The following is a 26,278-nucleotide window of genomic DNA, read 5'->3' on the forward strand; positions in this document are numbered from 1 at the left end:
CTGCCGTCAAACGAGGGAGGGGGAGATGGCCACCAAGCATTCACGCGCCGCATCGCGGCTGATGATCTCACCGGCAGTCCTGCTGCTGCTGGGCTGGATGATCGTCCCGCTGTCGATGACGATCTACTTCTCGTTCCTCAACTACAACCTGTTGATGCCGGGCGCGCATAACTTCATCGGCTTCGACAATTACAAGTATTTCCTCACCGATCCCGCCTTCACCACCGCGTTGATCAATACGCTGGTGCTGGTCGGGGGCGTCCTCCTCATCACCACGGTCGGCGGTACGCTGCTGGCGCTGCTCCTCGATCAGCCGATCTGGGGACAGGGGATCGTCAGGGTCCTGGTGATCGCCCCCTTCTTCGTCATGCCCACCGTCTCGGCGCTGGTCTGGAAGAACATGTTCATGAACCCGGTGAACGGGCTCTTCGGCTGGATCGCGACCTCGCTCGGGCTGCCGCCCTTCGATTTCCTCGCCCATGCGCCGCTGTTCTCGGTCATCATGATCGTGGCCTGGCAATGGCTGCCCTTCTCGACGCTGATCCTGCTGACCGCGCTGCAATCGCTTGATAGCGAGCAGATGGAAGCGGCCGAGATGGACGGGGCCGGGGCGATCTCGCGCTTCGTCTATATCACCGTGCCGCACCTGGCGCGCGCGACGACCGTGGTCATCCTGATCCAGACGATCTTCCTGCTCTCGGTCTTCGCCGAGATCCTGGTGACCACGAATGGCGGGCCCGGTACGGCCTCGACCAACCTGACCTATCTCGTCTACGCCCAGTCGCTGCTGCAATTCGACGTGGGCGGAGGCTCCGCCGGCGGCATCATTGCCGTCATCCTCGCCAATATCGTTGCGATCTTCCTGATGCGGATGATCGGCAAGAACCTCGACGCGTGAGGAGGATATCATGGCTCGCAGAGTTTCCACCCGCCGCCGCGTGATCGTGACCGCCATCGCCTGGGCCGTGGCCTTCCTGATCTTCTTCCCGATCCTGTGGACCTTCCTGACCTCGTTCAAGACCGAAGGGGAGGCCGTGGCCACGCCACCGCATTTCCTCTTCTTCAACTGGACGCTGGAGAACTACATCGAGGTCAACGAGCGCTCGGACTACTTCCTGCATTTCATGAACTCGGTGGTGATCTCGGTCGGCTCGACCGTGCTCGGGCTGATCATCGCGATCCCCGCCGCCTGGTCGATGGCCTTCGTGCCCGGAAAGCGCACCAAGGACGTGCTGATGTGGATGCTCTCGACCAAGATGCTTCCGCCGGTGGGCGTGCTGATCCCGATCTTCCTGCTGTTCAAGAACACCGGGCTGATGGATACGCGCACGGGTCTGGTGATCATCCTGACCCTGATCGACCTGCCGATCATCGTCTGGATGCTCTACACCTATTTCAAGGAAATCCCCGGCGAGATCCTCGAAGCCGCCCGCATGGACGGGGCGGGGCTGCGCGAGGAGGTAATTCATATCCTCACGCCGATGGCGATACCGGGGATCGCCTCGACGCTCCTGCTCAACGTCATCCTCGCCTGGAACGAGGCCTTCTGGACGCTGAACCTGACGGCTGCGAACGCCGCACCACTCACCGCCTTCATCGCCTCCTATTCCAGCCCCGAGGGCCTTTTCTACGCCAAACTCTCCGCCGCCTCCATGATGGCCATCGCGCCGATCCTGATCCTGGGGTGGTTCTCTCAGAAACAGCTTGTCCGCGGCCTGACCTTCGGCGCGGTGAAATAGGGGGCGCGACATGGGACAGATCACCCTTTCCAAGGTCACCAAGAAATTCGGCGAGGTCGAGGTCATCCCGCCGCTCGATCTGGAGATCAACGATGGCGAGTTCGTCGTCTTCGTCGGCCCCTCGGGGTGTGGCAAGTCGACGCTTCTGCGCCTGATCGCGGGGCTCGAGGATGTCACGAGCGGCACGATCGCGATCGACGGGACGGATGCGACCGGGCTGGTGCCCGCGAAACGCCGCCTCGCCATGGTGTTCCAGAGCTATGCGCTCTACCCGCATATGTCGGTGCGCAAGAACATCGCCTTCCCGCTGAAGATGGCGAAGTTCGATCAGGCCGAGATCGACAGGCGCGTGGAAGCGGCGGCGAAGGTTCTCAACCTCGGGGATTACCTCGATCGCCGCCCCGGCCAGCTTTCGGGCGGTCAGCGCCAGCGCGTCGCCATCGGCCGCGCCATCGTGCGCGAACCGGCGGCCTTCCTCTTCGACGAACCTCTGTCGAACCTCGACGCCGCGCTGCGCGTTGGAATGCGGCTGGAGATTTCCGAGTTGCATAACCGCCTCGCCACGACGATGATCTACGTCACCCACGATCAGGTCGAGGCAATGACCATGGCCGACAAGATCGTGGTGCTGCAAGCGGGCCGGATCGAGCAGGTCGGCGCTCCGCTCGAACTCTACGAGCGCCCGCGCAATCTCTTCGTCGCAGGCTTCATCGGCAGTCCGAAGATGAATTTCATCACCGGCGCGGAAGCCGCGAGACTTGGTGCGCATACCATCGGCATCCGCCCCGAACACATCTCGATCTCGCCCAGCGAAGGCGCGTGGAAGGGCACGGTCGGCGTTTCCGAGCATCTGGGTTCGGACACGTTCTTCCACGTGATGGGCACCGGGCTCGCCGAGAGCATGACCGTGCGCACCAGCGGCGAAGTCAGCCTGCGCCATGGCGACACGATCTTCCTCACCCCGCAGGAGGACAAGATCCATCGCTTCGACGCGGACGGGATGCGGATCGCATGAGCGCGCTCGCGGGCAAGGTCGCCCTCGTCACCGGAGGGGCGCGCGGGATCGGCCGGGCCATCTGCGCGGCCTATGTCGCGGCGGGGGCGCGGGTCGCCGTGGCCGACCGGCTCGGAGCGGAGGCGGCAGAGACTGCCGCCGCCCTCGGCCCCGAGGCGATGGCCGTCGCGATGGATGTCACCGACCGCGAGGAGATCGCGGCAGGCGTCGCCTCCATCGAGGCACGCTGGGGCGGGATCGACATTCTCGTGAACAATGCGGGCGTCTTCAACATGGCCCCGATCGAAGAGATCACCTTCGAGGACTACCGCCGCCAATACGACATCAACGTCGCGGGCACGCTCTTTACCATTCAGGCCGTCGTGCCGGGGATGAAGCGGCGCGGAAAAGGCGGCGCAATCGTGAATTTCAGCTCGCAGGCCGGACGGCGGGGCGAGCCGAACATCGCGATCTACTGTTCGACCAAGGCGGCGGTGATCTCGCTCACGCAATCGCTCGCGCTGGAATTCGCCCCCCACAAGATCCGCGTGAACGCCATCGCGCCGGGCGTGGTCGACACCCCGATGTGGGATCAGGTCGACGCGCTTTTCGCGAAATACGAGCACCGCGCACCAGGCGAGAAGAAACGCCTTGTCGGCGAGGCCGTGCCGCTCGGACGGATGGGCCGCCCTGAGGACATCGCCGATCCATGCGTTTTTCTCGCTTCCGACGACGCCCGATACATAACCGCCCAGACGCTCAATGTCGATGGCGGCAACTGGATGAGTTGACCGGCCCACGCCGGAAGAAGGAGCCCCCGAGATGGCCATCAAGCTCTCGAATGCGACCCTGAACCGCCTGCCCGAAAGCGTGGAGCGGCCCCGCTATGACCGAAGCGCGCTCCGCGCCGGGATCGTGCATATCGGGCTGGGCAATTTTCACCGCGCGCATCAGGCGTGGTATCTGCACCGATTGATGCAGCAGGGTCTCGCACAGGATTGGGCTATCGTCGGCGCAGGCGTGCGCCCCTATGACGCCGTGCAGCGCGCGAAACTGGCCGCTCAGGACTATCTGACGACGCTGATCGAACTTGGCCCCGAAAGCTCCTCGGCCGAGGTCGTGGGCTCGATGATCGACTATGTCGCGATCGAGGACGGCAATGGCGCGCTCATCGCGCGGATGGCCGAGCCCGATATCCGCATCGTCGCGCTGACCGTGACCGAGGGTGGCTATTACATCGACCCCGCCGGCAAGGGCTTTGACGCGGCCCATCCCGATATCGTCCATGACGCGGCCAATCCCGATCGCCCGCGCACCGCATTCGGCGCGATGGTCGCGGCGCTGCGACTACGGCGCGAGCGCGGCACCGGCCCCTTCACCGGCCAGAGCTGCGACAATCTGCAAGGCAATGGCCGCATCCTGCGTCAGACGGTGGTCTCGCTCGCGCGGATGCAGGATCCCGAGCTCGCGGACTGGATCGAGGCGAATTGCTCCTTTCCCAATTCGATGGTCGATTGCATCGTGCCCGCGACCGGCCCGAAAGAGCTCGCCCAGGCGCTCGCTTTCGGGATCGACGACGCGGCGCCGGTCACGCATGAGAATTTCCGTCAATGGGTGATCGAGGACGATTTCTGCGCCGGGCGCCCCGATTGGGACCGCGCGGGCGCGACCTTCTCGAACCGGGTGCATGATTACGAGGTGATGAAGATCCGCATTCTCAATGGCGGGCATCAGGTGATTTCCGTGCCCGGCGAGGTGCTGCGCGTCGAGACGATCTCGGGCTGCATGGAGCACCCCAAGATCCGCGCGCTCTACGACAAGGTCGAGCGTGAGGAGATCGCCCCCCATGTCGCCGAAGTGCCCGGAATGACACCTGAGGCCTATGTCGACTTGATCGCGCGGCGGTTCTCGAACCCCGCCATCGTCGACACGACGCGGCGCGTGGCTTTCGACGGATCGTCGCGTCACCCGGGCTTCGTTCTGCCTTCAGTGCGCGAGGGTCTGGCCGCGGGCAAGCCGGTATCCGGGCTTGCACTGGTCGAGGCTGCCTGGGCGCGGATGTGCGCCGGCACCCGCGAGGACGGCTCCGAGATCACCCCGAACGATCCGTTCTGGGAGGCGCTCACGCTGCGCGCGCAGGAGGCGAAATCCGATCCCCGCCGCTGGCTCGAGATGCGCCAGACCTATGGCGATCTTGCCGACACGCCGCGTTTCGCCGACGCTTTCGCCCATTGGCTCGAGATGATCTGGGCCGAGGGCATGAGCGCCGCGATCGACGCCTATCTCGCGTCCTGAGCGGCATTAGGAAAGAAGACATGACGCGCGAGACCTATCTGGGCATCGATCTGGGCACCTCCGGGGTCAAGGCGGCGCTGATCGACCCGACCGGCACGGTTCTGGCCGAAGCGCATCAGCCCCTCTCGGTCTCGCGCCCGCATCCGGGCTGGTCCGAGCAAGCCCCCGAGGACTGGTGGCAGGCAACGCTCGCCGCGCTCGACGCGCTGGCCGCGAAGGCGCCCGGGGATATGGCTGCGCTGCGCGGGCTGGGATTGTCGGGACAGATGCATGGGGCGGTTCTGCTCGATGCTGCCGACGCGGTGCTGCGCCCCGCGATCCTTTGGAACGACATGCGCGCAGCCGAGGAATGCGCGGCACTTGAAACTGACGCCCCCGATCTGCACGCAATCACCGGCAACCTCGCGATGCCCGGCTTCACCGCGCCCAAACTGATCTGGGTCGCGCGCCACGAGCCCGCGATCTTCGAGAAAGTCGCGAAAGTGCTCCTGCCGAAGGATTACCTTCGGCTGCGTCTGACCGGCGAGCATATCTCGGAGATGTCGGATGCGGCGGGCACGCTCTGGCTCGATGTCGGCAGGCGCGACTGGTCCGATACGATCCTCGCGGCGACGGGGCTCGCGCGCAACCATATGCCCGCCCTCGTCGAGGGCACTGCGGTCGCAGGCGCATTGCGCACCGAACTGCGCGCGCGCTGGGGGATTTCCAGCCCCGTCCCCGTTGCGGGCGGCGGCGGCGACAATGCCGCCTCGGCTTGCGGGATAGGTGCGATCACCCCCGGCAAGGGCTTCGTCTCGCTTGGCACCTCCGGCGTGCTTTTCGTCGCAGATGACCGGTTTTCGCCCAATACGGCTGGCGCGGTACACAGCTTCTGCCATGCCCTGCCCGGCATGTGGCACCAGATGGGGGTGATCCTGTCGGCAAGCGACAGCCTCAACTGGATCGCAAATCTGGTCGGGCGGGATGTCGTAGAGCTGACCGGTTCCGTGGCGCGTGGCTATCGGGGCCCGGGAGAAGAGATCTTCCTGCCCTATCTCTCGGGCGAGCGCACCCCGCATAACGACGCGACCGCGCGCGGCAGTTTCACCGGGTTGTCGCATCTGAGTACCGCCGAGAGCATGACACAAGCGGTGATGGAGGGCGTCGCCTTCGCCTTCCGGGACTGTCAGCGGGTGCTGGCAGAGGCCGGGACGCGGGTCGATCAGCTGATCGCGGTCGGCGGCGGCTCGCGGTCGCGGCTCTGGCTCGAGATGATCGCAACCAATCTCGACACCGAGATCCTGCTGCCCGAAGCCGGGGATTACGGCGCGGCTTTCGGGGCGGCCCGCCTCGGCCTTTGCGCTGCGACCAACGCCGCTCCGTCCGAGATCTGCACCGCACCGGCCATCGCCGAGCGCATCGCCCCACGCGCGGATCTCCGTGTCGCCTTTGACGCGCAATATGCCCGCTACCGCGCGCTGCATCCCGCGATCCGCGACGCGCGCAAGTCCGGTGGATGACCTCTCGATTTGCGCGCCGCGAGTCCGGGGCCGATCAGTGCCTGACGGATGCCGCGCGAACCTAGCGCGTCAGTCTGAGATAGAACGACAAGAGCTTGTCCGGCAGCGTGTTGAGCGTGTCGATCTGGATAAAGCCGTTCCGTCCGAAGATAGCGGCCTCCTGTTCCTTGTTCCGCGGTCCGGGGCCGACGCAGAAAACATCGATTCCCATCGCGCTCAGGCTGCGGACGGCGCGCTGCGCATCTCGAACCAGATATTCCGGATCGGGCGTGTCGATATCGGAGGGCTCACCATCCGTGATGAAAAGCAACAAGCGGCGATGACGCGGCACTTGGCCGAGATCTCTCCCGGCATGGCGCAAAGCGGCCCCAAGTCGCGCCGAATAGCCCGGCTTCAACCCCGAAAGCGCCGCCCCGGTCGCCGCGTCCAACGGGTCCGAAAACCTCTTCACCGCAACGAGAACGTCGCCCTTTGCCTGCCGCGAACGGTACACGCACGATCAGATGACCGGCGTTGCGGGCAAGATTTCAGCCCACACGCTCGCCCTTGACCCAAGTGCCGCGCAGCGCACCGGACCCGTTGAACCGGTGCACGCGGATGACATCCGCGCGTTTGCCAGGCTCGAGCCGCCCGCGATCTTCAAGCCCGACCGCATCGGCCGGCGCCGCGGTCACGGTGGCGATCCCGCGCGCCAGATCATCCCAGAGATCGCCCAGCAGAAGCGCCGCCGACAGAAGCGCCGAGGGCACGTAATCCGACGAGACGATATCGAGCAGGTCCGCTTCTGCCAGCTCATGCGCCGCGACATTGCCCGAATGCGAGCCGCCCCGGATCAAGTTCGGCGCACCCATCATCACCGCGATCCCCTGCGCCCGACATGCCTCGGCCGCCTCGCGCGTGGTCGGGAACTCGGCGAAATGCACGCCCTGCGCGGCCGATTGCGCGACCTGCTCGGCCGTGGTGTCGTCATGGCTGGCGAGCACCGCGCCGTAACGCCCCGCCGCAGCGATCGCGGCTTCGAGATGACGCGCACCAAGGCGTTCCTTCAGCGCGATCTGGCTTGCGACGTGATCGTCGAAAGCGGCATCGCTTAGCCCGTGCTTGCCGCAGACATAATCGCGCAGCTTGCTGAGGTCGCGGAACTGGCGCTCGCCGGGGGTGTGATCCATCAGGCTCACGATCCCCACGCGATCCTCGGGCCCGAATTTTGCAAGCTCCTCGATCAGGGTCTCGGAACAGGTTTCGGCGCGCAGATGCAGATAATGGCTGATGCGCAGCCCGCCCGCATCGCGCATCCCCAGAATTTCACTCGCGAGAGCGCGCGCATATTCGTGGTAATCGGTCCGGCTCGAGCCGGAGACACCGATCGAGCCCACGCGCAGCGCGTCGAACACCGTAGTGATCCCCACCGAAGCAAGTTCCGCGTCATGGGCGATGATCGCTGCCGAATGCGGCCAGTTCACCTTGGGGCGCGGCTCGATATGGCGTTCGAGATTGTCAGTGTGCAACTCGATCAGCCCCGGCATCACCAGATCGCCACCGCAATCCGTCGCGCCTTCGGGAATGCTCGCGCCCTCGTCGATCCGCGCGATATGCCCGTCTTCGATGACGAGCGATCCGCGGATCACCTCGCGGGGCAGAACGAGGGTTGCATTGGCGAGGATGAGGTCACTCATGGGAGGCTCCGGTTGAACGTCTTGCCGCTTTCGCAGCGAAGTGTCACATCGACGTGACAAAACGCGGGGAAAAGGCGGGCATGGGATATTACACACGATATGCGATCTACTACGCGCCGCGCGACGGGTTGATGCAGGCTGGCTCGGCCTGGCTGGGTTGGGACGCGGTGACGGGTGCCGAGGTCGCGCAGCCGCAGCTTGACGGGCTGCCTCTGCCGCTGTCCGAGATCACCGAAACACCGCGCAAATACGGGTTTCACGCCACGATCAAGGCGCCGTTCCGGCTGGCCGAGGGGCTGACGGGCGACGATCTGGGCGAGGCGCTCGGAGCCTTGGCCGGGCAGCTTGCACCGGTCACGCTGGACGGGCTGGAAGTGGCGCGCCTGGGCGATTTTCTTGCGCTGCGTCCGGTCGGGGATGTGACGCTGTTGCAAGCCATGGCGGGAGAGGTGGTCGAACGGCTCGACCGCACCCGCGCACCGCTCAGCGAGAGAGAGCTGGCCAAACGCAATCCCGAGGCGCTCAGCGACCGCCAGCGCGACTTGCTGGAGCGCTTCGGCTACCCTTACGTCTTCGAGCAATTCCAGATGCATCTTACCCTGAGCGGCCGCCTTTCCCGCGAGGTCGCAGAGGCCGTGGCCGTCGTCGCCCGACGCGAATTCGCGCCCTATCTGGACGCGCCGCATGTGATCGACTCGCTGTGCCTTTTCGGGGAGGCGCCTGAAAGTGGACGGTTCCATCTGCTGCATCGCTACGCCCTGACCGGCTGAAGGGCCGCAAGCAGACGCTCGACGCCCTCCTCGACCGTGCCGTCATTCATCACCCGGCGCAGGGGCAGTCCCTCGGGCAGCTCCTTGCAACTGCGCGCGATCCGGTCCGCGATCTCATCCGCACTTTCGCGGCCGCGTGCCGCGAGCCGCTTGACCAGCAGCACGGACGGGGCGGTGACTTCGATGGCCTGCAAATCGGGAAACTGCTCATATGCCTCGGCCAAAGCGGCACGCGAGCCGTTGAAGAGAACGGTTGCCCCGTCCTCCATCGGCAGCAGCTCGGCCCGCGCCACCCCGTAACGCAGCCCATGCGCCTGCCAATGCAGCGCGAAGCGATCCGCCGCGAGGCGACTGTCGAATTCGTCTTCGGTCAGGCTTTCGAACGGCTCGGTCCCCGAGGGCGGGCGCGTAACCGAGCGACGCGCCCAGTGCAGCGCGGGATCACGCGCCATCGCGCCGCGGATCAGCGTGTCCTTGCCCGCGCCCGACGGGCCCACAACCGCGATCAGCCGCCCGCTCATGCCGCCCCCCGCGCCGCAGCCGGGGTGAAGCCGGTGACATCGACCTCGCGGTCGCAGACCCGCGCCCGCGCCGCCTCGTCGTGGAAGATGCCCACGATCGCCGCGCCGCGCGCCTTGGCGTCTTCGATCAGCCGCAGCACGACCTCGCGGTTGGTCGCGTCGAGCGAGGCGGTGGGCTCATCGAGCAACAGCGCGGGGTAGCCATGCACGAAGCCGCGCGCGATATTCACCCGCTGCTGCTCGCCGCCCGAGAAGGTCGTGGGCGAAAGGCTCCAGAGCCGTTCGGGAATATTGAGCCGGGCGAGGAGTTCAGCGGCGCGCGCCTCGGCCTGCACCTCGGGTGTTCCCAGGGACAGAAGCGGTTCGGCCACCACCCGCAGCGTCGGCACGCGCGGCACGACCCGCAGGAACTGGCTGACATAGCCGAGCGTGTCGCGCCTGAGACCGATGATCTCGCGCGGAGCAGCGCGCGTGATGTCGAGCCCGCCAACCCGGATCGAGCCCGAGGCCGCGAGGTAATTGCCCCAGATCATCCGCATCAGCGTGGACTTGCCCGCGCCCGACGCACCTGTCAGAGCCACGCATTCCCCAGGGGCCACGCTCAGATGCGCGCCCGCCATCACCGGGATCGTGGCGCCGCCCTGATTGTGCAGGGTAAAGGATTTGGAGAGGTTTTCGATCTCGATCATGGGCTCATACCTGCAGGACGGAAGACACGAGAAGCTGCGTATAGGGCGCCTGCGGATCGTCGAGCACCTGATCGGTCAGACCGTGCTCGATCACATGTCCGCCCTGCATCACCATCAGCCGGTCGGCCAGCAGCCGTGCCACGGCGAGGTCATGTGTCACGAGGATCACCGACAGCCCCATATCGCGCACCAGCCCGCGCAGCAGGTCCAGAAGCCGCGCCTGTACGCTCACGTCGAGCCCGCCGGTCGGTTCGTCCATGAACACGAGCTTCGGCCCGGTCACGAGGTTACGCGCGATCTGCAAGCGCTGCTGCATCCCGCCCGAGAACTGCCGCGGGCGGTCGTCGATCCGGCCTGCGTCGATCTCGACCCGGCCGAGCCAGTCGGTTGCGGTCTCGCGGATCGCACCGTAATTGCGCGCGCCAACCGCCATCAGCCGCTCGCCCACATTGCCGCCCGCCGAGACGCCCATGCGCAACCCGTCACGCGGGTTCTGATGCACGAAGGCCCAGTCGGTGCGGCCCAGCACCCGGCGTTCGGGTTCATTCATCGCGAGGGTGTCGCGCCCCTGATAAAGCACGCGCCCCTGATCGGGGGTGAGATGACCTGCGAGGCAGCTCAGCAGTGTGGATTTGCCCGAGCCACTCTCGCCCACGATCCCCAGAACCTCACCCGGCCAGAGATCAAAGCTCACATCCGCGCAGCCGATCCGCGCGCCATAGCGCTTGGTCAGCCCCTCGACCTGCAGAAGGGCGGTATCCTTGAAATCCCTCATGCCATCTCCTCCGGGCTCAACCGCCCGCGATGCCCCGCGCTCCGGCGGCTTTCGCAGAAATCGGTATCCGAGCAGACGAACATCCGCCCGCCCCGGTCGTCGGTGATGACCTCGTCGAGATAGCTCGTGGCGCAGCCGCACAGATCGCAATCGTGATCGGCTTTCGAGGCCTGAAACGGGTGATCCTCGAAATCGAGGCTGACGACATCGGTGAAGGGCGGCAGCGCATAGATCCGCTGCTCGCGCCCTGCCCCGAACAGCTGGATCGCGGGATTGCCGCCCAGTTTCGGATTGTCGAATTTCGGGATCGGCGACGGGTCCATCACATAGCGCCCCTCGACCTTCACCGGATAGGCATAGGAGGCCGAGATCTCGCCGTGGCGCGCGATATCCTCGTAGAGCTTCACATGCATCAGCCCGTATTCCTCGAGCGCGTGCATCTTGCGCGTTTCGCTCTCGCGCGGTTCGAGGAAGCGCAAAGGCTCCGGGATCGGCACCTGATAGACGAGGATCTGACCGTCGCGCAGCGGCTCTTCGGGGATGCGGTGGCGGGTCTGGATGACGCTCGCCTCGCTCGTGTGGGTGGTAGTCTCCACCCCGCCCGTGCGTTCGAAGAACTTGCGGATCGAGACCGCGTTCGTGGTGTCATCCGCGCCCTGGTCGATCACCTTGAGCGTATCTTCGGGCGTGAGGCAGGCCGCCGTCACCTGCACGCCGCCCGTGCCCCAGCCATAGGGCATCGGCATCTCGCGGCTGGCAAAGGGCACCTGATAGCCCGGCACCGCGATGCCCTTGAGAATCGCGCGGCGGATCATCCGTTTGGTGGCCTCGTCGAGATAGGCGAAATTGTAGGCTTGGTCAGTCATTCCGCGGCCTCCTGCATGTCGGCCCCGGCCGCCTTGCGCAGGCGTCGGATCAGCTCCAGTTCGGACTGGAAATCGACGTAATGGGGCAGCTTGATATGCTCGAGGAAGCCCGTCGCCTGGATGTTGTCGCAGTGATAGAGGACGAATTCGGCATCCTGCGCCGGGGCGCCGGTGTCATCCTCGCCCAGCTCCTCCCAGCGCAGACTCCGGTCCACGAGGCTCATCGAGATCGACTTGCGCTCGTTCTGGCCGAAGACGAGCCCGTAACCACGGGTGAATTGCGGCGGTTCGGTTTTCGAGCCGGTGAACTGGTTGACCGTCTCGCATTCCGAAAGCTCGATCTCGCCGATCTCGACCGAGAAACCCAGCTCGGGGATCTCCATCTCGACCGCGCAGGTGCCGATGCGCAGTTCGCCCACGAAGGCATGGGTGCGCCCGTAGCCGCGCTGCGTGGAATAGGCCATCGAGAGCACGAAGCCCTCATCGCCCCGGGTCAGCGCCTGCAGACGCAGCGGGCGGTCGGCGGGCATCTCCAGCGGCTCGCGCGTCAGATCGCCGGGCTCGGCATCCGACATCTCCAGAGGCTCCATCAGCCCGTCGCGATCCAGAAGTGCGAGCACATGCGGCGCGGGCGTGTCATCGGCGGGCTTGCGCGCGGCCTCCGGCGCCTCGCCCTCGGCGGCGAGTTTGAAATCCAGCAGCCGGTGCGTGTAATCGAAGGTCGGGCCCAGCACCTGACCGCCCGGCACATCCTTGAACGTGGCCGAGATCCGGCGCGTGATCGCCATTGCGTCGGTCTCGACCGGCAGGCTCGCCCCGAAGCGCGGCAGCGTCGTGCGATAGGCGCGGATCAGGAAGATCGCCTCGATCAGGTCGCCGCGCGCCTGCTTGATCGCAAGCGCCGCGAGATCGGGATCATAAAGCGAGCCCTCCGCCATCACCCGGTTCACCGCAAGGCGCATCTGCTCGCGGATCTGCGCGATGGAAAGCTCGGGCACCGACGGGTCGCCACGGCGTTCCTCGGCGAGCCACTCATGGGCCGCGTCGATCGCGCGCTCGCCCCCTTTGGTCGCGACATACATCTAGATCGCCTCCACTTCGGTCGAGCGCGGCAGGCCCAGCACCTGATCTTGCGCGGTGAACAGACAATCGAAGCCCAGCGGGAACCCCGCGCGATTGGCCGCGAAGGCGGCGATCTCGGGCAAATGCGCGAGGGCTTCGGTTTCGATCCCCGGCCCGGTGAGGCGGGCATTGGCCGGCGCCAGCGCGTCGCACTCGACGATCAGGGTCGCGGAACGGTCGGGATAATCCGGTGTGCCGATCGCAAAGCGCGCGACCGGTTGCAGCGCCTCCCAGGTGCCCAGCGCGAAATCGGCAGCGTCCGCCTCAACCAGCGGCGCGCCGCAATGGAAGGCGATCCAGTGCCGGATTTCGGGCGTGTCATGCGAGGGCGCGAGATAGAGCCGCGTGGATTGATCGACGAGCGTCAGCAGCACCGCGCCCGCGGCGGGCGACAGCGGCGCGGGCGGGGCGGCCCCGTCGAGCACCTGCACGCGGCCGGGTCGAGCCATCGCCTCGAGAACCGCGCGGAAGGCGCGCGCCGATTGCTGGGGGGCTTGGGTGAAACCTCCGGACAGATCGCTCATTGATCCTCTCCCCGCACCATCGTGAAGAACTCGACCTTGGTCGCCGCGGCTTTCTCGGCGCGTTCGGTGCGACGCGCAGCTTCCTCGGCGCGCAGGGCGTTCAGGATCGGCGCGACCTGCTCCGAACCAGCCTCGCCCAGCGCATCGAGTGCGGCGGCGCGCAGCGCATGGGACTTGTCGCGCCCCTGCACATAGGCATGGCCCACCGCGCCCCCCTCGAGGCGCAACGAACAGCGCGTGACCGTCATTTCGCCAAGGTTGAACGGACCGCCCGAGGCCCCGACCCGGCCGCGTACCATCACCGCGCCCGCTTCGGGGGCCCGCAGCAGCTCATGCACTGGGATTTCGGGGAATAGCTTTTCGAGCCGCGACGGTTCGGCGCGGGCCAGAAGCCCCATGCGGTCGCGCCGCGCCATTTGATCTTGATTAAGACTGGACATCTTGCCGACTTGTCTAGATTACTATACAACTAGACAAATCTGGACAGATTCCCTCTCAGGTGGCAAGTGAAATTTCCATGACGACCCGCGAGCCAATCTGGCGTCAGATCGCCAATGCCCTGAAAGAAGAGCTGGCCGCCGGGCTTTATCCGCCGGGTGCGAGGCTGCCCACCGAGGCGCAGCTTTCCACGCGTTTCGGCGTCAACCGGCATACGGTGCGGCGCGCGCTGGCTGCGCTGGCCGAAGATCGTCTCGTGATCGCGCGGCGCGGTTCGGGTGTCTTCGTGGCCGATGCTCCGCGCGCGGATTACCCGATTTCGCGGCGCGTGCGGTTTCAGCAAAACGTCGCCGCCTCGGGTCGAACGCCCTCTCGCGAGGTGCTGCGGATCGAGACCCGCCGCGCGGCTCCCGAGGAAGCCACGGCGCTCGACCTGCCCGAGCACGCGCAGGTGCATGTCTTCGAAGGCATCTCGCTTGGTGACGACATGCCGCTCGCGCATTTCCGGTCCGTCTTTCCGGCTGAACGGTTTCCCGAGCTGCCCGCTGGCCTGAGACGGCACGCCTCGGTCACGTCGGCGCTGCGCGCGGCGGGGCTGGCCGATTACGTCCGCATCTCGACCCGGGTCACCGCGACGCTGGCCAAGGGCACCCGCGCGGGGCTGATGCGCCTGCCCGAGGGCGCGGCTCTGCTGCGCACCGAGGCGATCAACGCAGACCCGGACGGGCGACCCATCGAATTCGGTATCAGTTGGTTTTCCGGCGACCGGGTGGCACTGACGATCGGACCGGATGATCTGAAGCGGCAAGACGCACCTTAGCCCTTATACTTCGCGACGAACTCCGCAGCCGGAAGGGCCCGGAAATCGGCCAGCGCCGTGTGCAACCGCTCATGCTCCCAATCCCACCAGGCGAGATCGAGCAGGTCCTGTGCGACCTCGTCGGGAAAACGCATCCGCAGCGGTTCGGCCGCGACCCCGGCCACGATCGTGAAGGGGGCCACATCCTTCGTCACCACCGCGCCCGAGGCAACCACGGCCCCTGCCCCGATCGTGACTTCGGGCTTGATGATCGCGCCATGCCCGATCCAGCAATCCGGCCCCAGCACCGTGCGGCGCGACGCGCGATGGGCGAAGAACTCGGCCCAATCCTCCTCGCCGTCGAAATAGTAGTGGGAACGGTAGAGGAAGTGATGCTGCGCCGCGTTGCGCCACGGGTGATCGGTCGGCCCGATCCGGGTGAACGCGGCGATATTGGCGAATTTCCCGACGCTCGCATTCGCGATATCGGCATAGCGGTCGCAATAGGCGTAATCGCCAAATTCGGAGTTGAGCACGCGACTGCCCCGCCCCAGCTCGCAATAGCGGCCGAACTGCGAATTGCTCACCTCGCAATCCTCGGGAATCAAGGGCGTGTCGGGATCGAGCCTCGGCATAGTCGCCTCTCAGAAAGGACGGGGACGCCCGTCGGAATGAAGGAAAGCGCCGGTCTGCGAGAGCGTGAGGGCGCCAGCCGTGTCGAGAATTTCGCGCGCTACGTCGCCGGGGTCGCGATCGGCCTGCGCCCCACCCATATCGGTGCGCACCCAGCCGGGGTCGATCAGCGCGACGGGAAAACCTTCGGGTTCAAGTTCGGTGGCAAGCCCCTGCATTACCTTGTTGAGCGCCGCTTTCGATGCGCGATAGGCGATCCGGTCGGGTTTGCGATAGCCCATCCAGGCCATCTGCGAGGAGATCGCGAGAACGCGGCCGCCCTTCCGCGCGCGCAGATTGGGCAAGAGCGCCTGCGCGAGCGCAAGGGGGGCTAGCGTGTTGATCCGCATCGTCTCGGCGAAACCATCGAAATCCATCTCGAGCGGGCTTTGCATCGCGGGCCCGATGATGCCCGCATTGAGGATCACGCAGTCGAGAGGGCCGACCCGGGCGGCGAGGTCCGCGAAGGTATCGAACTCTCCCATGTCCAGCGCATGAGCCACGACGCCGGACGGCGCCTCGCCCCGCCGCAACGTGCCCTGCACCTCCCAGCCGCGCGCGACGCCCGCTTCGACCATGGCTCGACCCAGGCCGCGATTGACGCCCGTGATCAGTATTTTCATGCGCTCAGCCCTTGATGAAGCGACGGCGCAGCCAGCCCGAAATCGTATCCATCGCCATCACCGTCAGCACGATCAGGATCACGTAATAGCAGACCTCTTCCCAGTCCTTCTGGGTGATGATCGCCTGCGTCAGCAGCAGGCCGATCCCGCCGCCCACCAGAGCGCCGATCACCGTGGCCGAGCGAGTGTTGGATTCGAGGTAATACAGAAGCTGCGACAGGATCACCGGCGCGAGCTGAGGGATCACCCCGAAGCGCGCGCGCTGCAGCGCATTGGCCCCGGTCGAATTGACGCCCTCGACCTGCTTGCCGTCGATGTTCTCCAGCGCCTCCGAGAACATCTTTCCGAACGTGCCGGTGTCGGTCATCAGGATCGCGAGCGAGCCGGTCAGCGGCCCCGGCCCGAAGGCGCGGCTCAGGATCACGGTCCAGATCAGCCCGTCCACCCCGCGCAGGAAATCGAAAAAGCGGCGCAGGCTCAGGCGGATCGCGTTGAGCGGCGTGAAATTGCTGGCCGCGAGGAAAGCCAGCGGCAACGCGATCAGACCCGCGCCCATCGTGCCGAGGAAGGCCATCAGAACGGTTTCGCACATCGCCCAGAACACATCGGAATGATGCCACATCTGGTTGTTCCAGAAATCGCCGAACATGGCCGAGAGGTTCGACATCTCGGGGTTCACCCGTTCGCCAGAAACCGCAAGCCACACGAGGTCGGGAAGGGACTTGCCGTGGAAAGGGCTGTCGAGCGTGAAGAAGAACAGCTCCCAGCCGGGGAAATATCGGAAGGTTTCGGTGCGGCTCGGCGTCATCGAGAACCGCCAGTCCCCGTGATCCATCGAGACCCGGCTACGGGAGGCAGAGATCCAGTCGGGCATCTCTCTGCCCTCGGGCAGCGTGAGCGCCACCTTGCGGCCCTCAAGGCTGACGTGGAGTGTGCCGTACCCGGGCACCAGAACGTCGGCCGCCTTGTCGGTATAGGTGACCTGCGCGCCCTTGGGCAGGGTGATCTCGGTCGTCGCGCCCTGCCGCGCGATCCAATCGGGCGACTGGCCCTCGGGATAGATGCCGCGACGCTCGCCCTCGATGGCGACCGTCACCTCGCCCGAGCGGTTATCGCGGCTGACATGGGTCTTGTAGGACCAGAAATCGCCCAGCAGGATCGCCGCGTTCTCGGGCCGCGCCTTGGCCGCCAGGCCGGGGATGTCGAAGGCGAAGAGGATGTAGATCAGGTAGCCGAGGATCCCCAGTGGCACGACGAAGGCGCGCAGGCGTCGCCGCCAGAACAGATCGTCGATCTCGGCGAAGCGGGTGCCTGCGTTGATGTCGGTCGCGGTCATGGTCATATCCGGCCCTCCTTCGCGGTCGCTCCGCGCACCAGACGCGCCCGGGCGCGATCCGAGAAGTGATCGACGAGGATGATCGTCGCGAAGAGCAGCGCGAAGATCGCGACCACCGCGTCATAGCGTCCCTGCCCCCATTGCAGCGCGGTCTTGAGGTCGTAGCCGATCCCGCCCGCGCCGACGAAGCCGAGGATGGCCGAGGCGCGGATATTGATCTCGAAACGCAAGAGCGCGTAGGAAGACCAGTTCGGCGCGACCTGCGGGAGCACCCCCACCCACATCTGCTGGAACCAGCTCGCCCCGGTGGAGCCGAGCCCCTCGACCGGCTTGAGATCGGCATTCTCGGCGACCTCGGAGAACAGCTTGCCAAGCGCCCCCATCGTATGCAGCGCGATCGCCGCCATCGCGGGCACCGGCCCGACGCCCAGCAGGAAGATCAGCACCAGCGCCACGACGATCTCGGGCAAGGCGCGCATCACGTCCATCGCGCGGCGAAAGACCGGAATCGCACGTGGCCAGAGCGAGAGGCCGCGGGTCGACAGAAGCGCCAGCACAATCGCCGCGATCCCGCCGATCAGGGTCGAGACGGCCGCGATGTTGAGCGTCTCGATCAGCGAGGGAAGATAGCGCCAGAGAAGCCCGGGAATGTTTTGCCATTTGGCGATGGCTTCCGAGAAGATCTCGGCCGGGAAATCGAAGAAACGATGCAGCCCCTCGAAGAACCCGCCCGCGTTGCGCGCATCGGCGAGACGAAAACCCGAGGCCATCATGGCGACGAAAATCGCCAGAAGGATCGCGCCGTAAAGCCGCTTGCGGCGGGTCTGCGCGAGATAATCCTCGGCGGTGGCACTGGGCGGGGCGATATCGGTCATGCAGGGCTCTTGAAAAAGGGAAAGCGGCCGGGAGCGCGTCGCCCCCGGCCGCAGATGGAAAGCTTACGAGCCTTCGGCGATCTTCTTGCGACGCACTTCGATGATCGTGTCGTAGTAGTCGTGGGTGATCGGAACGAAACCAGCGGTGTCACCGGCTGCGACGCCGTAGGCGCATTCGGCATCCTTGGCCTTCAGGCCTTCGACCAGCGCGGTCATCTTTTCCTTCACATCTGCCGGCAGCGCCTTGCGCAGCACGACCGGGCCCTCCGGGATCGGCTTCGAGCGCCAGATCTCGACCAGATTGTTCATGTCCACGAGGCCCGCATCGACGGCCTTGCGCAGCGCGCCCGAGTTGTAGCCGTCTTCCCAGTTGCCCTGACCGTCGGCCCAGGTCACACCAGCGTCGATATCGCCGTTGTTCACCGCGACGATGGTCTGCTCGTGGCCGCCGGTGAATTTCACTTCACCGAAATAGTCGCCCGACTGCATCGAGTGACCGGTTTGCTGCGGGATCTCGACCGAGGGGATCAGGTAGCCCGAGGTAGAGTTCGGATCGCCGAAGCCGAAGGTCTTGCCCTGCAGATCCTCGAGGGACTTGATGCCGCTGTCCTTGCGCGCAAAGCCGATCGAGTAATAGGTATACGAGCCGTCGAGGTTCGCCTTCACCAGCACCGGCTCGACCGCTTCGGGGTCGGTCAGGTAGGTCTTCGCATAGCCCGAGGCACCCAGCCAGGCCATGTCGATCGTGCCGCCCAGCAGGCCCTGGATCACGCCGTCATAATCGGCCGGCGCGAACAGCTTGACCGGGACGCCCAGCGTCTCTTCGGCGTATTTCGCAAGGCAGTCGTTCGAGGCCAGACGGTCCTGCGCGTTCTCGCCGCCCAGAATGCCGATATTGAATTCCTTGATCCCTTCCGCGGACGCAGCACCCGCCAGAGCGGTCGTCGCGGCCAGAATGGCAAGCATCTGTTTCATGGTCGTTCCCTCTAGGATGTGGCCCTTGGTCTTGGCAGCGGGCCGGTTGCTACTCAGTCGCCCAGCATGGCGGCTGCGTATTCCTGATCGTCACCGAGCGCCCCGATCTCGGTCGAGGTGGCGGCTTCGGAAAAGCTGGCATCGGCGCCGTAGATATCGCGCGCGACGCCGGTGGTGAGTTGATCGGGGCGCCCGTCGAAGACGACGCGCCCGTCGCGCATCCCGATCACGCGGTCGCAATAACGGCGCGCGGTATCGAGCGTGTGCAGGTTTGCGATCACCATCCGCCCGTCCTCGACCTGAATCCGTTTGAGCGCGTCCATCACCACCTGGGCGTTCATCGGGTCGAGCGAGGCGATCGGTTCATCGGCGAGAATGATCGCCGGATCCTGCATCAGGGCGCGCGCGATCGCGACGCGCTGTTGCTGGCCGCCCGAAAGCGCCTCGGCACGTTTGGCGGCCTGTTCGGCGATGCCGAGACGGTCGAGAATGCCCAGCGCGCGGCGAATGTCTGCCTCGGACCACAGGTTGAACAGGGTCGAGAGGGTCGAACGCCGCCCCAGCAGCCCGTGCAGCACGTTCGAGGCCACGTCCATACGCGGCACGAGGTTGAATTGCTGGAACACCATCGCGCAGCGAGCCTGCCAGTCGCGCTTGTCCCTGCCACTCAGGGCAAGAATATCCGCATCGTCGAACAGGATCTGTCCCGAGCTGGCGTCGCCCAAGCGATTGATCATCCGCAGGAGCGTCGATTTTCCGGCACCCGAGCGACCGATCACGCCGATGAACCCGGCACCTTCGATCGACAGTGATACGTTGTCCACGGCGGCCTTGCTGCCGAAAACCTTGCTGACATGTCTGAATTCGAGCCGCATGCGCCCTCCGAGGTTTCGAGGGCGGAATTAGGCAGCGCGTGTAACGGCTCCGTTATCCTCACGTGACGAATATATGATACTCACCGGCTCGCGATGGTTTTCTCACCCTGATCGGTCGCCCGCTGTCTTTGGGCACCACGTCACCGTTCTGTTACACCGCTTCAATATGGCCAGTTCCCGAAAGTGGGCGGGATGATGCTGGCAAATCTGAAAGAGACAAACCTGCGCGCCGCGCATGAAGACGCGGCGCTCGCGGTGCGTTCGCTGCGCCTGAGTTATGGCCCGGCCGAGATCCTGCGCGGCATAGACCTGTCGCTCGCACCGGGCAAGGCGCTGGCGCTGCTCGGGCCCTCGGGCAGCGGCAAGACGACCTTGCTTCGCGTGCTCGCGGGGTTGGAGGCGCCCAGCGCGGGCGAGGTGTTCGTCCATGGCGGCTGCGTCGCGGCCCCCGCCCGCGGCCTCTTCCTGCCCCCCGAACGCCGCAAGCTTGGCATGGTGTTTCAGGATTACGCGCTCTGGCCGCATATGAGCGTCGCGCAGAACGTGGGCTTTCCGCTCGAGATGCAAGGCATTGGCCGCGCCGAACGTCTGTCCAGAGCGCAAGCTGCGCTCGCGCGTGTCGGGCTCGAGGCGATGGGTGACCGACGTCCCTCGGCGCTGTCTGGCGGGCAACAACAGCGCGTGGGCATCGCCCGAGCGATCGCCTCGGGCGCGCGCACGGTCCTGTTCGACGAGCCGCTCTCCAATCTCGACCGCGAGCTGCGCGAAAGCATGGTGGACGAAATCGCGGGGCTCGTGGCCGATCTCGGGCTGACCGCGCTTTACGTCACGCATGACCACTCGGAGGCATTCTCTTTGGCCGACGAAGTCGCGATCCTGCGCGATGGCCAGATCGTTCAGGCCGCCCCGCCCGAGATTTTGGTCGATCGCCCCGCAAACCCGTGGGTCGCCGAATTTCTCAGGCTCGGCGCAGTCCTGTCGGCAGATGCCGCGCGCGCTGTGTTGCGAGATCTCGCCGTCCCGCAAATGGCGAAGGCGGTATTGCTCCCGCGCCGCGACATCCGGATCTGCGGGACGAGCGAGACCTCCCTGCGCGCCCGCGTGCTGCGCTGCCTGTTTCGCGGCGACGACTATCAACTCGCCCTCGCGCTCCCCGACGGGAGCGAAATCCAGATCTCGGCCGCGTCGCGCATCGCGCCGGGCCAGGAGATCGGCCTGCATATCGCGCCCGAGGCGCTGCGCTGGTTCGACATACCGAAAAGACCCTGACGATTGAACTCAACGGAGATACCGATGAAAACCACCCTTCGCAGCGGCCTTCTGGCCCTCGCCCTGAGCGCCACGGGCTTTGCCGCCCAAGCCGACATCACCGTCTATACCGCTGGCCCCGCGAGCCTCGCCAAAGCGCTCGCGGCCGATTTCACCGCCGAGACCGGGATCAATGTGAACCTCTATCAGGCAACCACCGGCAAGGTGATGGCGCGCCTGAAGGCCGAAGAGAGCAATCCGCAGGCGGATGTCGTGATCTCGGCCTCCTGGGACACTGCAACCGCGTTTGCCGATCAGGGGCTCCTGCTGGCTTACACCTCGCCCAATGCGCAAAACGTCCCGGACTTCCTGAAGTCCGACACGGCGGTCGCGCAAGGCGTCGCCGCGCTGGGGATCGCGTGGAATCCGAACTCCGGCACGCCGAAGCCCGCGGAATGGGCGGATCTGGCCAAGGACGACTTCAAACTGATGGTCACCATGCCCGATCCGGCGGCTTCCGGCTCTGCTTATGAACTGGTCTCGGGCCTTTACGCAAACGGTCAGGGCGAGCTTTTCGACAAGCTTGCCGGGAACGGCGCTCTGGTTGCGGGTGCGAACAAGGCCGCGCTCACCCCGGTTCTTCAAGGCGCGAAAGCTGCCGTCTTCGGCGCGGTCGATTACATCGCGCTCGGCTCGAAGGCCACGGGCGAGTCGATTGACGTGATCTGGCCCGAGAGCGGCACGGTGATCGCGGCGCGACCGATGATGATCCTCAAATCCACGCAGAACGCCGAAGACGCGAAGAAGTTCATCGACTTCGTTCTGTCCGACAAGGGCCAGGAAGAGGTTGCGAAAGTCTACCTGATGCCCGCGCGCACCGACATCAAGGCACTGCGTCCGACGATCACCGAACTGAAGCAACTGCCGAAATCGGGCACCGAGGTCGGCAGCCGTGGCGAGGTGCTCGACATGTTCACCAAAGCCTTCGGAAAGTAAGAGATGGCGGAACGAAGGGCAGCAGTGAGCGGCGTCACGACCGCCTTGACCACAGCGGCACTGATTGTCGTTGTCGCGTTGCCCTTCGTCTTCATCGTCCTTCAGGCGATCTTTCCTGACATCGGCTCCGGGTCATTTTCCCGGCCCTTCGAACATCTCGGCGCCGTCCTCAAATCCGAGGATTTCGCCACGCAGAGCGCGAATTCTCTGATCCTCGGCGCGGGGGTGGTTCTGACTTCGGCGCTGATCGCGACCCCGCTTGCCGCGATACGCGCCCTCTACCGGTTGCCCGGCGCGATGATCTGGGACCTGCTGTTTCTCGTGCCCTTCATGATCCCGCCCTATATCGCAACGCTGGGCTGGGTTCTCTCGCTGCAACCGGCGGGCTATCTGCAACAGCTCACCGGCATAAATCTGGCGGGGTTCCTGTTCTCGCTGCCCGGCATCGTCTTCGTGATGGCGATGCATACCTTTCCGGTGATCTATTTCGCGGCCTCGCGCAGCTTCGCCGCGATCGGCGCGCGCTATTCGGATGTATCGCGCGTTTTCGGGGCGGGACCGGGGCGGGCGTTCTGGCGCATCACCCTGCCGCTCGCGACGCCCGCACTGGCCGCGAGCCTTCTGCTCGTCTTCGCGATGACGATCGAGGAATACGGAACACCCGCGGTGCTTGGCGCGCGGTTCGATTTCGACGTGCTCGTCACCGGCATTGACACTTCTCTTTCGGATTGGCCGATCGACCTGCCCAAGGCCGCGCTCCTGTCGCTGGCCCTGATCGCCCTGTCGCTCGCGGCTTTCGGCTTTCAGAGGCGCATCGCCACAGCACGTGACTTCGATGTAGTGGGCGGAAAAAGCACGCGCGCCCCACAGCGAAATCTCGGCATCTGGCGCGGCCCTGCGTTAACGCTCTTTGCACTGGTGGCCTTTGTCTCGACGGGCTTTCCGTTACTGGCCATCCTCGCCACGGCGCTTTCGCGCACGATCTCGGGCGGCCTGAAACCCTCGAATATGGGATTTGAGAACTTTCGCGCGATCATGACAGACAGTTCGGGGGCGCTCTCCGCGATGGGAACGAGTTTCGGCCTCGGGCTCGTGGCCGCCATCGTCGCGGGCTTTTTCGGCATCGCCATCGCCTATGTGACGACACGCGGAGGAAGCGGTCGAGGACGTAGCTTGATCGATGCGCTCGCGATGCTGCCCAACGCAGCCCCCGGCGTGGTCGTCGCACTTGGCCTGATCCTGCTGTGGAACCAGCCTGCCCTGCCGGTCACGCCCTATAATACGCTGGGCATACTCGTTCTCGCCTATGTCTGCATTCTTCTGCCCCAACCCGTGCGGTACACCGTGGCCGCCTTCCAGCAGGTCAACCCCTCGCTGGAAGCGGCGGCGCGCGTGCATGGCGCGAGTGAGACGCGCACCGCCTGGCGCGTGCTGGTGCCGCTCGTGGCGCCATCGGTGCTGGCGGCGATGCTGCTGGTTTTCACCGTCGCGGCGCGCGAACTCGTCGCCTCGCTGCTCGTCGCGCCGGTCGGGACCGACACCATCGGCACCTACGTCTGGCGGCAGTTCGATCAGGGCTCCATAGGCGAGGGCATGGCCGTGGCCTTCCTCACCATCATCGCAACGACGCTCGTGCCGCTGGGGATTCTTTCAGCCCTGCGCAAGGTCGAGCGTTCGGGATCCTCGGCGACCAATCTCTAGATGTCCCCGAGATGCCCGGATCTCATCGGACGGTTCCGCTGCGCAGGCTCTCCACCCAATCGCGAATGGAGTCGAGCGATGCGCCGGACAATTTGGCGTCATCGAGCAGAACCGAAACCTCGTCGAGCTCTTCCCGCCCCGTTCCAACTGGCCGTGGAGAACGTACCCCGCGCCCGGCTCGCCAAAGCGCCACGATATTCCCATCGCCATCTGTTTCCGCAATGAAGCTAACCACTTCCGGCCCCATCCCTCATGTCCAACACGTAATTGCCTTAGCCGAGAGCGAAGCGCCTTGGCGACAAGTGACCAAAGGTCAACTTCGCTCGGGAGGCGCCGGTTTGAGCGGATGATCCGTCACCAGAGTTTCACACGAATGCAATCGAGGTTTCATTTGAATGGCCAAACTGCAGCACGGTACGAAACCCGTGATGCGGACCCCGGATGGAAAACTCGCTCTCCGATCGACAGAAAATGATTCTCGACCAGGTCCGTGCGCGCGGGCAGGTCGGCATCGAGGAGCTGTCGCAAATTCATGACGTCTCCCCCCAGACGATCCGGCGCGACGTGAACGAGCTTTGCGCGACCGGCGTTCTGCGGCGCGTTCACGGCGGCGTCGAACTGCCGGGCTCGGAGAACCTTCTCTACACCTCGCGGCGGATGATGAACGAAAGCGCCAAGCGCGCGATCGGCGGCGTCTTCGCCGAGCTGATCCCTTCGGGTGCCTCGCTCGCGGTCTCGATCGGCACCACGCCCGAGATCGCGATCCAGTCGCTGAGCGCGCGCTCGGATCTGATGGTGGTGACGAACAATCTCAACATCGCGCTGATCGCCTCGGATCGCGCGGATTGGAGTGTGCGCATCCCCGGTGGCGCCGTGCGCCCGGGCGATCGCGATGTGCTCGGCCCGCAGGTCGAGGCTTTCTTCGCGCGTTATCAGGTGGATTTCGGCGTCTTCGGCGTGGGCGGCGTCTCCGAGGATGGCAGCCTTCTCGATTTCACCGAAGAAGAGGTCGCCGCCCGGATGGCGATCCTGCGCAATTGCCGCCGCTCGGTGCTGCTGCTCGATCACACGAAATTCGGCCGCTCCGCCCATGTGCGCGGCGGCCATCTGCGCGATCTCGACGTGGTGATCTGCGACCGGGCGATCCCCGCGCATCACGCGACGGCGCTGATCTCGCGCGGTGCGCAGTTGATCATCGCGGAGGAGCAGGCATGAGCGGCGGCGCGATCAGCCTGCAAGGCATCTCGAAGAGCTGGGGCGAAACTCAGGCGCTCGACGGGATCGACATCGAGGTGCCCGCCGGCAGCTTCACCGCGTTGCTGGGGCCCTCGGGCTGCGGCAAGTCCACGCTCTTGCGCATCGTCTCGGGGCTGGAAGAGGCCAGCACCGGTCAGGTCATGATCGCCGGGCAGGACGTGACGCAGCGCCCCGCCGACAAGCGCAACCTGTCGATGGTGTTCCAGTCCTACGCGCTCTTCCCGCATCTCTCGGTGGCCGAGAACATCACCTTCGGGCTGCGCACCCGCCGCGTTCCAAAGGCGGAGCGCGCAGAGCGTCTGACCAAGGTTGCCGCGCTTCTGGGGCTGAGCGATTACCTTTCGCGCAAGCCCGGCCAGCTCTCGGGCGGGCAGCAGCAGCGCGTGGCTCTGGGCCGCGCGGTGATCTCGGAACGTCCAGTATGCCTGATGGACGAGCCGCTCTCGAACCTCGATGCCAAGCTGCGCCACGCAATGCGGGTGGAACTGCGCGCGCTGCAGCAAAGCCTTGGCTTCACGATGCTTTACGTGACCCACGATCAGGTCGAGGCGATCACCATGGCCGATCAGGTCGTGCTGATGAATGCGGGCCGGGTCGAGCAGGTGGCCGATCCGAAAACGCTCTACGAGCGCCCCGAAACCACCTTTGCCGCGCGCTTCATCGGCACGCCGCCAATGCAGATCCTGCCCGCAACCGCGTTGGGAGAGATCGGCGCGCGGGCCGAGGCCGCGACAGGTCGCGCGCTGCAATTCGGCATCCGTCCCGAGGCGCTGTTCGAGAACCGCGAAGGCCCGTTCGAGATGGTGGTGACCGGCGGCGAATATCTGGGCGCCGATGCGCTGGTCTCGGGCCGGATTGGCGGCTCGGAGGCGCTGATGCGGGTGCCGGGACGCGCCTTGCCCGGCCCCGGTGCGGGGCTGCGGCTCGGCCTCGCGCCCGGCGATCTTCACTTTTTCGACGCGAGGACAGGACGGCGGGTCACCCCGCCCTCCGGCTTCGCGCCGTTCCCCTGA

Annotated in this window: 28 protein-coding genes; 13 read left to right on the plus strand and 15 right to left on the minus strand. The window is 65.6% G+C overall.

From position 1 onward, the window contains the following. Positions 1-25: 25 nt before the first annotated feature. Genes BMI90_RS14265 through xylB form a run of 6 tightly spaced genes read left to right on the plus strand, consistent with a single transcriptional unit; the run spans position 26 to position 6,527 of the window. Positions 26-898, plus strand: a complete 873-nt coding sequence (locus BMI90_RS14265; protein WP_078530156.1) for a sugar ABC transporter permease — start codon at positions 26-28, stop codon at positions 896-898. Positions 899-908: 10 nt separating this feature from the next. Then, positions 909-1,739, plus strand: coding sequence for a carbohydrate ABC transporter permease (locus tag BMI90_RS14270; RefSeq protein WP_078530157.1), 831 nt, complete (start codon positions 909-911; stop codon positions 1,737-1,739). A gap of 10 nt (positions 1,740-1,749) precedes the next feature. Next, positions 1,750-2,754 (plus strand): ABC transporter ATP-binding protein, encoded by a 1,005-nt coding sequence (locus tag BMI90_RS14275; protein ID WP_078530158.1) that lies wholly within the window; start codon positions 1,750-1,752, stop codon positions 2,752-2,754. Then, complete coding sequence (locus tag BMI90_RS14280; RefSeq protein ID WP_078530159.1) at positions 2,751-3,524, plus strand: L-iditol 2-dehydrogenase; 774 nt, start codon at positions 2,751-2,753, stop codon at positions 3,522-3,524. Before BMI90_RS14275 ends, BMI90_RS14280 begins: the two co-directional genes overlap by 4 nt. A 31-nt stretch (positions 3,525-3,555) precedes the next feature. Next, positions 3,556-5,028: a mannitol dehydrogenase family protein gene (locus tag BMI90_RS14285; protein WP_078530160.1), complete on the plus strand. Its 1,473-nt coding sequence runs from the start codon at positions 3,556-3,558 to the stop codon at positions 5,026-5,028. Between the two features lie 20 nt (positions 5,029-5,048). After that, positions 5,049-6,527, plus strand: a complete 1,479-nt coding sequence (gene xylB, locus BMI90_RS14290) for a xylulokinase (RefSeq protein WP_078530161.1) — start codon at positions 5,049-5,051, stop codon at positions 6,525-6,527. Positions 6,528-6,588: 61 nt separating this feature from the next. On the opposite strand, the gene BMI90_RS14295 is transcribed toward xylB, so the two are convergent. Then, positions 6,589-6,924, minus strand: coding sequence for a VWA domain-containing protein (locus BMI90_RS14295; protein ID WP_168172794.1), 336 nt, complete (start codon positions 6,922-6,924; stop codon positions 6,589-6,591). A gap of 130 nt (positions 6,925-7,054) precedes the next feature. Continuing rightward, a complete protein-coding gene (locus tag BMI90_RS14300) occupies positions 7,055-8,203 on the minus strand; it encodes an alpha-D-ribose 1-methylphosphonate 5-triphosphate diphosphatase (RefSeq protein ID WP_078530163.1) in 1,149 nt (382 codons plus the stop codon). Positions 8,204-8,283: 80 nt separating this feature from the next. Between BMI90_RS14300 and BMI90_RS14305 the strand changes: the two genes are divergently transcribed. Then, positions 8,284-8,973, plus strand: a complete 690-nt coding sequence (locus tag BMI90_RS14305) for a DUF1045 domain-containing protein (protein ID WP_078530164.1) — start codon at positions 8,284-8,286, stop codon at positions 8,971-8,973. Here the strand turns inward: BMI90_RS14305 and phnN are convergent. Genes phnN through phnG form a run of 7 tightly spaced genes read right to left on the minus strand, consistent with a single transcriptional unit; the run spans position 8,955 to position 13,910 of the window. Beyond that, complete coding sequence (phnN, locus tag BMI90_RS14310) at positions 8,955-9,494, minus strand: phosphonate metabolism protein/1,5-bisphosphokinase (PRPP-forming) PhnN (protein WP_078530165.1); 540 nt, start codon at positions 9,492-9,494, stop codon at positions 8,955-8,957. The genes BMI90_RS14305 and phnN overlap by 19 nt on opposite strands. After that, positions 9,491-10,183, minus strand: coding sequence for a phosphonate C-P lyase system protein PhnL (gene phnL / locus BMI90_RS14315; protein WP_078530166.1), 693 nt, complete (start codon positions 10,181-10,183; stop codon positions 9,491-9,493). The genes phnN and phnL overlap by 4 nt, the downstream gene beginning before the upstream one ends. A 4-nt stretch (positions 10,184-10,187) precedes the next feature. Further along, positions 10,188-10,958, minus strand: a complete 771-nt coding sequence (gene phnK / locus BMI90_RS14320; RefSeq protein WP_078530167.1) for a phosphonate C-P lyase system protein PhnK — start codon at positions 10,956-10,958, stop codon at positions 10,188-10,190. Beyond that, a complete protein-coding gene (locus BMI90_RS14325; RefSeq protein ID WP_078530168.1) occupies positions 10,955-11,824 on the minus strand; it encodes an alpha-D-ribose 1-methylphosphonate 5-phosphate C-P-lyase PhnJ in 870 nt (289 codons plus the stop codon). The genes phnK and BMI90_RS14325 overlap by 4 nt, the downstream gene beginning before the upstream one ends. Next, positions 11,821-12,906: a carbon-phosphorus lyase complex subunit PhnI gene (locus BMI90_RS14330; protein ID WP_078530169.1), complete on the minus strand. Its 1,086-nt coding sequence runs from the start codon at positions 12,904-12,906 to the stop codon at positions 11,821-11,823. Before BMI90_RS14330 ends, BMI90_RS14325 begins: the two co-directional genes overlap by 4 nt. Then, positions 12,907-13,470 (minus strand): phosphonate C-P lyase system protein PhnH, encoded by a 564-nt coding sequence (phnH, locus tag BMI90_RS14335; RefSeq protein WP_078530170.1) that lies wholly within the window; start codon positions 13,468-13,470, stop codon positions 12,907-12,909. Further along, positions 13,467-13,910, minus strand: a complete 444-nt coding sequence (gene phnG / locus BMI90_RS14340; RefSeq protein WP_078530171.1) for a phosphonate C-P lyase system protein PhnG — start codon at positions 13,908-13,910, stop codon at positions 13,467-13,469. The genes phnH and phnG overlap by 4 nt, the downstream gene beginning before the upstream one ends. A 77-nt stretch (positions 13,911-13,987) precedes the next feature. Here phnG and phnF point away from each other — a divergent pair, with 77 nt between their 5' ends. After that, positions 13,988-14,728 (plus strand): phosphonate metabolism transcriptional regulator PhnF, encoded by a 741-nt coding sequence (gene phnF, locus BMI90_RS14345; protein ID WP_078530172.1) that lies wholly within the window; start codon positions 13,988-13,990, stop codon positions 14,726-14,728. Here the strand turns inward: phnF and BMI90_RS14350 are convergent. The 6 genes from BMI90_RS14350 to phnC all read right to left on the minus strand — a co-directional run bounded on the left by BMI90_RS14350 (position 14,725) and on the right by phnC (position 20,063). Continuing rightward, positions 14,725-15,342 carry a chloramphenicol acetyltransferase gene (locus BMI90_RS14350; RefSeq protein WP_078530173.1) on the minus strand — a complete coding sequence of 206 codons (618 nt, stop codon included), beginning with the start codon at positions 15,340-15,342 and terminating at the stop codon, positions 14,725-14,727. The two genes, phnF and BMI90_RS14350, sit on opposite strands and share 4 nt — an antisense overlap. A gap of 9 nt (positions 15,343-15,351) precedes the next feature. Beyond that, the gene (locus BMI90_RS14355; protein WP_078530174.1) at positions 15,352-16,002 is read right to left on the minus strand and encodes an SDR family NAD(P)-dependent oxidoreductase; all 651 of its coding nucleotides are present in this window, start codon (positions 16,000-16,002) and stop codon (positions 15,352-15,354) included. Positions 16,003-16,006: 4 nt separating this feature from the next. Continuing rightward, positions 16,007-17,344, minus strand: a complete 1,338-nt coding sequence (phnE, locus tag BMI90_RS14360) for a phosphonate ABC transporter, permease protein PhnE (protein WP_078530175.1) — start codon at positions 17,342-17,344, stop codon at positions 16,007-16,009. Then, positions 17,341-18,213 (minus strand): phosphonate ABC transporter, permease protein PhnE, encoded by an 873-nt coding sequence (gene phnE / locus BMI90_RS14365; RefSeq protein WP_078530176.1) that lies wholly within the window; start codon positions 18,211-18,213, stop codon positions 17,341-17,343. Before phnE (BMI90_RS14365) ends, phnE (BMI90_RS14360) begins: the two co-directional genes overlap by 4 nt. A gap of 63 nt (positions 18,214-18,276) precedes the next feature. Further along, positions 18,277-19,188, minus strand: coding sequence for a phosphonate ABC transporter substrate-binding protein (phnD, locus tag BMI90_RS14370; protein WP_078530177.1), 912 nt, complete (start codon positions 19,186-19,188; stop codon positions 18,277-18,279). Positions 19,189-19,241: 53 nt separating this feature from the next. Continuing rightward, entirely contained in the window at positions 19,242-20,063 is an 822-nt protein-coding gene (gene phnC / locus BMI90_RS14375; protein ID WP_078530178.1) for a phosphonate ABC transporter ATP-binding protein, read from the minus strand. 192 nt (positions 20,064-20,255) lie between these two features. Here phnC and BMI90_RS14380 point away from each other — a divergent pair, with 192 nt between their 5' ends. The 5 genes from BMI90_RS14380 to BMI90_RS14400 all read left to right on the plus strand — a co-directional run bounded on the left by BMI90_RS14380 (position 20,256) and on the right by BMI90_RS14400 (position 26,278). After that, positions 20,256-21,332 (plus strand): ABC transporter ATP-binding protein, encoded by a 1,077-nt coding sequence (locus tag BMI90_RS14380; protein ID WP_246831554.1) that lies wholly within the window; start codon positions 20,256-20,258, stop codon positions 21,330-21,332. A gap of 24 nt (positions 21,333-21,356) precedes the next feature. Beyond that, positions 21,357-22,307: an ABC transporter substrate-binding protein gene (locus BMI90_RS14385; RefSeq protein ID WP_078530179.1), complete on the plus strand. Its 951-nt coding sequence runs from the start codon at positions 21,357-21,359 to the stop codon at positions 22,305-22,307. 24 nt (positions 22,308-22,331) lie between these two features. Then, positions 22,332-24,008, plus strand: coding sequence for an iron ABC transporter permease (locus tag BMI90_RS14390; RefSeq protein WP_246831555.1), 1,677 nt, complete (start codon positions 22,332-22,334; stop codon positions 24,006-24,008). A 471-nt stretch (positions 24,009-24,479) separates the two neighbouring features. Beyond that, positions 24,480-25,223 carry a DeoR/GlpR family DNA-binding transcription regulator gene (locus BMI90_RS14395; RefSeq protein WP_210401958.1) on the plus strand — a complete coding sequence of 248 codons (744 nt, stop codon included), beginning with the start codon at positions 24,480-24,482 and terminating at the stop codon, positions 25,221-25,223. Further along, positions 25,220-26,278, plus strand: coding sequence for an ABC transporter ATP-binding protein (locus tag BMI90_RS14400; protein ID WP_078530182.1), 1,059 nt, complete (start codon positions 25,220-25,222; stop codon positions 26,276-26,278). The genes BMI90_RS14395 and BMI90_RS14400 overlap by 4 nt, the downstream gene beginning before the upstream one ends.

It is taken from the genome of Thioclava sp. L04-15 (assembly GCF_002020275.1).
Taxonomy (GTDB): Bacteria; Pseudomonadota; Alphaproteobacteria; order Rhodobacterales; family Rhodobacteraceae; genus Thioclava; species Thioclava marina.

What these genes read in the sequence shown, in the direction of transcription:
- BMI90_RS14355 (WP_078530174.1), bottom strand. Translation starts at nt 16,002, where the DNA reads ATGAAAATACTGATCACGGGCGTCAATCGCGGCCTGGGTCGAGCCATG.
- phnE (WP_078530176.1), bottom strand. Translation starts at nt 18,213, where the DNA reads ATGACCGATATCGCCCCGCCCAGTGCCACCGCCGAGGATTATCTCGCG.
- BMI90_RS14305 (WP_078530164.1), top strand. Translation starts at nt 8,284, where the DNA reads ATGGGATATTACACACGATATGCGATCTACTACGCGCCGCGCGACGGG.
- xylB (WP_078530161.1), top strand. Translation starts at nt 5,049, where the DNA reads ATGACGCGCGAGACCTATCTGGGCATCGATCTGGGCACCTCCGGGGTC.
- phnG (WP_078530171.1), bottom strand. Translation starts at nt 13,910, where the DNA reads ATGTCCAGTCTTAATCAAGATCAAATGGCGCGGCGCGACCGCATGGGG.
- BMI90_RS14275 (WP_078530158.1), top strand. Translation starts at nt 1,750, where the DNA reads ATGGGACAGATCACCCTTTCCAAGGTCACCAAGAAATTCGGCGAGGTC.
- phnK (WP_078530167.1), bottom strand. Translation starts at nt 10,958, where the DNA reads ATGAGGGATTTCAAGGATACCGCCCTTCTGCAGGTCGAGGGGCTGACC.
- BMI90_RS14265 (WP_078530156.1), top strand. Translation starts at nt 26, where the DNA reads ATGGCCACCAAGCATTCACGCGCCGCATCGCGGCTGATGATCTCACCG.
- BMI90_RS14395 (WP_210401958.1), top strand. Translation starts at nt 24,480, where the DNA reads ATGATTCTCGACCAGGTCCGTGCGCGCGGGCAGGTCGGCATCGAGGAG.
- phnN (WP_078530165.1), bottom strand. Translation starts at nt 9,494, where the DNA reads ATGAGCGGGCGGCTGATCGCGGTTGTGGGCCCGTCGGGCGCGGGCAAG.
- BMI90_RS14385 (WP_078530179.1), top strand. Translation starts at nt 21,357, where the DNA reads ATGAAAACCACCCTTCGCAGCGGCCTTCTGGCCCTCGCCCTGAGCGCC.
- phnD (WP_078530177.1), bottom strand. Translation starts at nt 19,188, where the DNA reads ATGAAACAGATGCTTGCCATTCTGGCCGCGACGACCGCTCTGGCGGGT.
- BMI90_RS14300 (WP_078530163.1), bottom strand. Translation starts at nt 8,203, where the DNA reads ATGAGTGACCTCATCCTCGCCAATGCAACCCTCGTTCTGCCCCGCGAG.
- BMI90_RS14270 (WP_078530157.1), top strand. Translation starts at nt 909, where the DNA reads ATGGCTCGCAGAGTTTCCACCCGCCGCCGCGTGATCGTGACCGCCATC.
- phnH (WP_078530170.1), bottom strand. Translation starts at nt 13,470, where the DNA reads ATGAGCGATCTGTCCGGAGGTTTCACCCAAGCCCCCCAGCAATCGGCG.
- BMI90_RS14330 (WP_078530169.1), bottom strand. Translation starts at nt 12,906, where the DNA reads ATGTATGTCGCGACCAAAGGGGGCGAGCGCGCGATCGACGCGGCCCAT.
- phnL (WP_078530166.1), bottom strand. Translation starts at nt 10,183, where the DNA reads ATGATCGAGATCGAAAACCTCTCCAAATCCTTTACCCTGCACAATCAG.
- BMI90_RS14350 (WP_078530173.1), bottom strand. Translation starts at nt 15,342, where the DNA reads ATGCCGAGGCTCGATCCCGACACGCCCTTGATTCCCGAGGATTGCGAG.
- BMI90_RS14285 (WP_078530160.1), top strand. Translation starts at nt 3,556, where the DNA reads ATGGCCATCAAGCTCTCGAATGCGACCCTGAACCGCCTGCCCGAAAGC.
- phnE (WP_078530175.1), bottom strand. Translation starts at nt 17,344, where the DNA reads ATGACCATGACCGCGACCGACATCAACGCAGGCACCCGCTTCGCCGAG.
- BMI90_RS14400 (WP_078530182.1), top strand. Translation starts at nt 25,220, where the DNA reads ATGAGCGGCGGCGCGATCAGCCTGCAAGGCATCTCGAAGAGCTGGGGC.
- phnC (WP_078530178.1), bottom strand. Translation starts at nt 20,063, where the DNA reads ATGCGGCTCGAATTCAGACATGTCAGCAAGGTTTTCGGCAGCAAGGCC.
- phnF (WP_078530172.1), top strand. Translation starts at nt 13,988, where the DNA reads ATGACGACCCGCGAGCCAATCTGGCGTCAGATCGCCAATGCCCTGAAA.
- BMI90_RS14280 (WP_078530159.1), top strand. Translation starts at nt 2,751, where the DNA reads ATGAGCGCGCTCGCGGGCAAGGTCGCCCTCGTCACCGGAGGGGCGCGC.
- BMI90_RS14380 (WP_246831554.1), top strand. Translation starts at nt 20,256, where the DNA reads ATGATGCTGGCAAATCTGAAAGAGACAAACCTGCGCGCCGCGCATGAA.
- BMI90_RS14325 (WP_078530168.1), bottom strand. Translation starts at nt 11,824, where the DNA reads ATGACTGACCAAGCCTACAATTTCGCCTATCTCGACGAGGCCACCAAA.